The organism is Pseudoalteromonas sp. SIMBA_162, assembly GCF_046535955.1.
Classification (GTDB): Bacteria; Pseudomonadota; Gammaproteobacteria; order Enterobacterales; family Alteromonadaceae; genus Pseudoalteromonas; species Pseudoalteromonas marina.
Genome location: NZ_JAWJBQ010000842.1, coordinates 1 through 251 on the forward strand (window position 1 = coordinate 1; position 251 = coordinate 251).

Below are 251 nucleotides of genomic sequence, written 5' to 3' on the forward strand. Positions count from 1 at the left end.
CCAGAAATGGTAGATCAACTTACGTCATTTAGTTTTCCATCAGGTCATGCTATGCTTTCATTATTATGTTTGTTTACAATTGCTTATTTATTATCAGAAGTTGTCGTAAACAAAAAGCATATGGTTTTTGTTTGGCTAGTAGCAATCTTCCTTTCAATATTGATAGGATTGTCAAGAATAGCAGAGAATCATCATTATCCCACAGATGTCTTTGCTGGTTGGACAATCGCTTATAGCTGGTTCATTATTTG

General features: G+C 33.9%; 1 protein-coding gene. It reads left to right on the forward strand.

Annotated features, from left to right (window positions below):
- Nucleotides 1-51: 51 nt before the first annotated feature.
- Nucleotides 52-251, forward strand: a 200-nt coding sequence (locus R0J88_RS22055; RefSeq protein ID WP_410901185.1) for a phosphatase PAP2 family protein, incomplete at its 3' end; no start/stop codon positions are given.